4 protein-coding genes are annotated in these 4,295 nt (G+C 57.8%); all 4 read right to left on the bottom strand.

The genetic code is table 11. The features are described 5' to 3' along the window. Positions 1-155: 155 nt before the first annotated feature. Positions 156-1,484, bottom strand: a complete 1,329-nt coding sequence (locus EOA13_RS36535) for a hypothetical protein (protein WP_127297974.1) — start codon at positions 1,482-1,484, stop codon at positions 156-158. A 13-nt stretch (positions 1,485-1,497) separates the two neighbouring features. After that, positions 1,498-3,156 carry a hypothetical protein gene (locus EOA13_RS36530; RefSeq protein WP_127297973.1) on the bottom strand — a complete coding sequence of 553 codons (1,659 nt, stop codon included), beginning with the start codon at positions 3,154-3,156 and terminating at the stop codon, positions 1,498-1,500. Between the two features lie 122 nt (positions 3,157-3,278). Beyond that, positions 3,279-3,689 (bottom strand): HK97 family phage prohead protease, encoded by a 411-nt coding sequence (locus EOA13_RS36525; RefSeq protein WP_127297972.1) that lies wholly within the window; start codon positions 3,687-3,689, stop codon positions 3,279-3,281. Positions 3,690-3,972: 283 nt separating this feature from the next. Continuing rightward, positions 3,973-4,295: hypothetical protein (locus EOA13_RS36520; protein ID WP_206535359.1), on the bottom strand; the 323-nt coding region annotated here is incomplete at its 5' end.

Here is a 4,295-nt window from a genome sequence, read left to right as displayed (position 1 = left end):
ATGGACGCGATCTTCGATGACATCGCCAGCGCCCTCAGAGAGCCCCGCCAGGACGTGTGGCGTCCTGTCCGCGCCTTTGCCCTGGATGTTGCCGCCAAGCTGTTCCTAGGCCTCGCTGTTGGCCTAGGTGTTGGCATTGGAATGGCGATCGCTGGTTAGCTCAAAGCTACCTTCGGGCAGACGTAGAAGGTTGACGATGCGGCTGCCGCTATGACGCGCGCCATGACCAAGCCTTTTTGCTGCGGTGTGAAGCTGACAGCCATCTTGAATTTCGTCGTTGAACCGCCCCACGTTTCCGAGCTGGAGGTGTGGCCGGCATTTGCCGCAAGGGGATCAGCTTTCGTGTCGTTGACGAACGAAGCTTGAGGCGACGACGCGGAGCCGAGATATTCCACCTCAAGCCAGATGTCGTTGTTGTTCGGCACGGCGCCGCCGCCCCATATGCCCTCGATTGTCGCGGTGACCGATGCTCCCGTGGTATCGTTCCAGATGGCTATCGGAAGGCTTTTGAACGGGAAGTGCTCCGAGCAATTGGCGGTGGTGACAATCTTCTCTGCGATCGGCGTAGTGTTGTCGCTAGCGCCGCCGCTGCGCACGATCGTCGTCTCTTCGGTCTGCGTGCCTTCGAAGCGGATGCGGCCGTGCTTGTAGTTGGTGCCGCCGGAATCTACCCTGAAATAATCGAGCCCGCCTTCGCCGCGAGACCCAGGGCGAGAGCAGAGCGTCACCGCAGTATCGATCTTGCAATCGTTCAACACAAGCTGCGCCGCGATCTGAGCGGCGGTATTGGAGAAAATCGTCTTGCCAGATCCTAGTGCGCTGAGATCCACGCCACGGCATTCGATGTGAGCGCCACGATTGGTCGCGGCCACGGCGAACAGTGCGGTTGGAATAGTTGCGCCGGTAACGGCGGAAGGTGTGTCCTTCCATAATACTTCAGCGGCACAAGTGATTTTCTGCGAAACGTGGCCGAACTGGACTGTCGTGTTTTCCATCTCGATGCTAGCGCCGCCAGCACTGTTGTTGCCGAGGGCGATCGAAGCGGTCGAGCTGGACGTGCCCAGGCGAAGCGCACCATTCCTGATTTTGATGATCTTATCCGCGACGCCCAGCACCGTCATTATCGCGCTACTGGAGCCGCTGCCGCAGGTGAAAATGATCCCATCGTAGACAACAAAATCTCCGGCAAACGTCATGGCATTGCTAGTCGTCGTGGATTCCGCCGCCGTCGTTCTAATATCGGCGGAAACAGGCGGTACCGAACCGGAATGGTTGACGCATACGACCCTGACCGGTGCAGCGGCGGTGCCGGGGGATGTATATGTTTGCGTCGCGCCGAGACTCGCCGCGTGATCTTCAGAGACGTAGATCGTGTCTCCGGCAGCGGAAGCGGTTAACGCGGCGGCAATGGTCAGATAGGCGTTAGCCCAGTCGGTGCCGTTGGCGGCACCGCCAGCACCGGATCGAACATAGCGGAGGGTCATAAATTCTTACCTTTCAGGGATTGTCGACAATGTCGCCGACCGATGAGATGACGGCATCAATCACCAGCGCATCGCCAGTAAATGCACGCTTGAAAATGATTTTGCCGGCCCGCTCGAAGATGGCGATCGAATACGGCTCGCAGACCGAGCGGGCAATATCTCTTACGCCAGCCGTGACATCGACCACCGCGCCGTCGATCACGTCATCAATGTTGATGGTGTCGATTTCTGAGGAATCGAAGCCTCCCGCCTCCATGAGGGCTACTAGGAAATCCTCTAGTTGCCGCTGCGTTCCGTCTTCAGAGATAATCCGCATACGCTGCGGCACACCGAAGGTCGGCGTTCTGGTCAGCAGCGTGTCGGTCTGGCCATCGTAGTAGTATAGCTGCGGGTTGCTCGTCGCTCCTGCGACAGAACGTGTCAGGCCGGTGTCAAGGTTGGTGAAATAGGAAGTGCTGGAGGCGACAAAATAGAGTTCATCGGTTAACCGCTGAAGATCCGGGTCGCCAATGATTCGAGCGGCATTGACGCTTTCGATCTGGTAGGGGACGGTCTTGGTATACTCAGTCGCGCCGGTCGTTCCATCAATCCGCTTGACTGTTCCTGCATCTGTCCAGACGACAATATCGCCAGCGTCGTAGACCGCGTAGCGCAGATCATCCGCCAGGGTGGCAACAACGGTCGTGCTCTTGATCGTGCCGAGAGCCGTGAAGGTCACTTTGACCAGATCGGCATCGGCGCAAATCCAGACGTCTGCCTCATTACCCCGGACGGCCCCTGGCGTCAGGCATTGAATGCTTGCGTATCCACCCCAGCTTACGATGGTCTCGGTCGCTAGCGTAAGCGTTTCAGTTGACGCTTGATAGTAATAGCAAAACAATTGCTGATCGTCAGTCGACCCGACATAGATCGCGCCATCCCCGAGTTCGATCAGGCATGTCACGCCGATGTTGGCCAGCACGGTCCCGACAATATCGCTCGTAGCTACAACTACGCCGCTCTGCGCAATGATAGCAGTCAGGCTCCACTGGCCGACGTGATTTTGTCCAAGGTAGAACAAACGGTCATAGGCCCGACTGTAGCGCCAGCCATTGAACCGAACCGTGAAAGTAGGCTGCGAGCTGGAGTAGACCTCTTGCAGCGGGCCGAGATAAAAACGCCTGATAATCTGGCCCACCGCGGGAAAGCCGTAGAACTGTAGATCCTCCCAGACCGGAACGATGTGGTTGACAACGCCGCTCGACAAGGTGGAGAAGTTTTCGTAGTCGTGGGTGGTCGCGCCGTCCTGAATCCATTCGGCTTCGAAGACAGGAGGAGCCCCAAGCCCAACGATATCGAAGTCCCTGACGACAATATCCAGATAGCCGCGATGGGCTGAAACGTTGCTCTCGCCCTCCTCGGAAACCATCGTAGGGTCGCGCGGCTGAGTGCTCCGCCCGTCATAGGCGGTGAATTTCAATCCCGACTGGCGATAGCCGATGCTGCCGTCATAGATGCGTTTGCCGTTGGCGTAGAGCCGACGCATCGTCCACGTTGAATCGGGAACCAGAGGACGAGCAAAGCGGAGGCGTGCGCTCATCTTCGCTGTGGTCGAGGTGATCGTGTCCCAGTATTCGACGTGCGTAGAGGTCACAGTCAGGATAGGGGGAACCCAGATGTAGGCTGCCGGCAAGCGACATTTGCCGTAGACGACTGGGATGGTCTGGCCATAAGCCGACGTTGGCAGCGTAACCTGGACATCTGGAACGGATGGAACTGTTGGTGAGGTCGGCGTATCGAAGGCCCATCGCCCTCTTACTGGTCTTGACATGTGGCCACCTCGAACTGAGTGATCAGCGCCGCCGGGTCATGTGGCTCGCCGCAGAGCGAGATTTCATCGATCCGGTTGATTTTCGTGAGGATCTTTATCCCACATCGCATCTCGTCCCAGGCGGCACCCTTCGGGCCGAGCGAAAGGCCGGTCAGACAGCCCTCGTCATAAAGCTGAATGGCTTCCTTGGCGCGCGGGTTGTCCCAAAGCTGGCCGGTGACGAAAAGTCCGCGATCATTTGCGGTCATCGCCAGCCATTCGCCGATTTCCGGGCCCTCATGGTTGAGCAGCATTTTCGGCTTGGTGGCGCGCCTTAAAAGCTCATAGAAGGCGCCGCGCGCGACGATATAGCGACCGCCGCACACAACACCGAAATTCGCGGCATAACCAGTCAACAAAACTTTTTCCTCACAGTGAAACTTTTTTCGGGGCGTTTAGCGCAACAAAATTATCGCAAGCGGTCGCAGGGATGTTGCAAGGCAGGATCGATCCTCCCCCCGCCGCTGGTGGGGAATGGTCTTCCCGCCGTTGGTCGGATCTCATGGCGCCACCCCGAAAAACCACATTGAGCAACTGAGAACGTTAATTTGCAAAAACGCATTATTTGGATCGGAGACCGGTCTGCGGTTGAAAGCATCTGAGGTCTGAAATACCCCCCGGCAGTGCTGTGTCTCAGTCCTAGGTGTCATGGCGGGTCCACCTTATGTTGCGGCACGCCAACCATTCACGGCCGGAGAACGTGGCGGGTTCGATCGGCTCTGGCAGATCTATGGAAGCGAGGTAGGTAATCCTGTCATTCGGGGTGTGGCCGTAGAAGATGACGTGTTGATCATCCTCGCACAGCACCTCATCGATCCTGTCGATCTCACTCGGTGTGTTGTCATTGGCGAACGTCCTCATGACCTGGCGTCCTTGCCTTTCTTGACGCAGAGCCGCCAGCCTTCGCCCTGTCCCGGCACCAAGCCCTGAGATCCGACTTGGGCATGCCACATTGATCCGTC

Source organism: Mesorhizobium sp. M7A.F.Ca.US.011.01.1.1, assembly GCF_003998295.1.
Lineage (GTDB): Bacteria > Pseudomonadota > Alphaproteobacteria > Rhizobiales > Rhizobiaceae > Mesorhizobium.
This window is presented reverse-complemented; position numbering and strand designations above follow the sequence as displayed.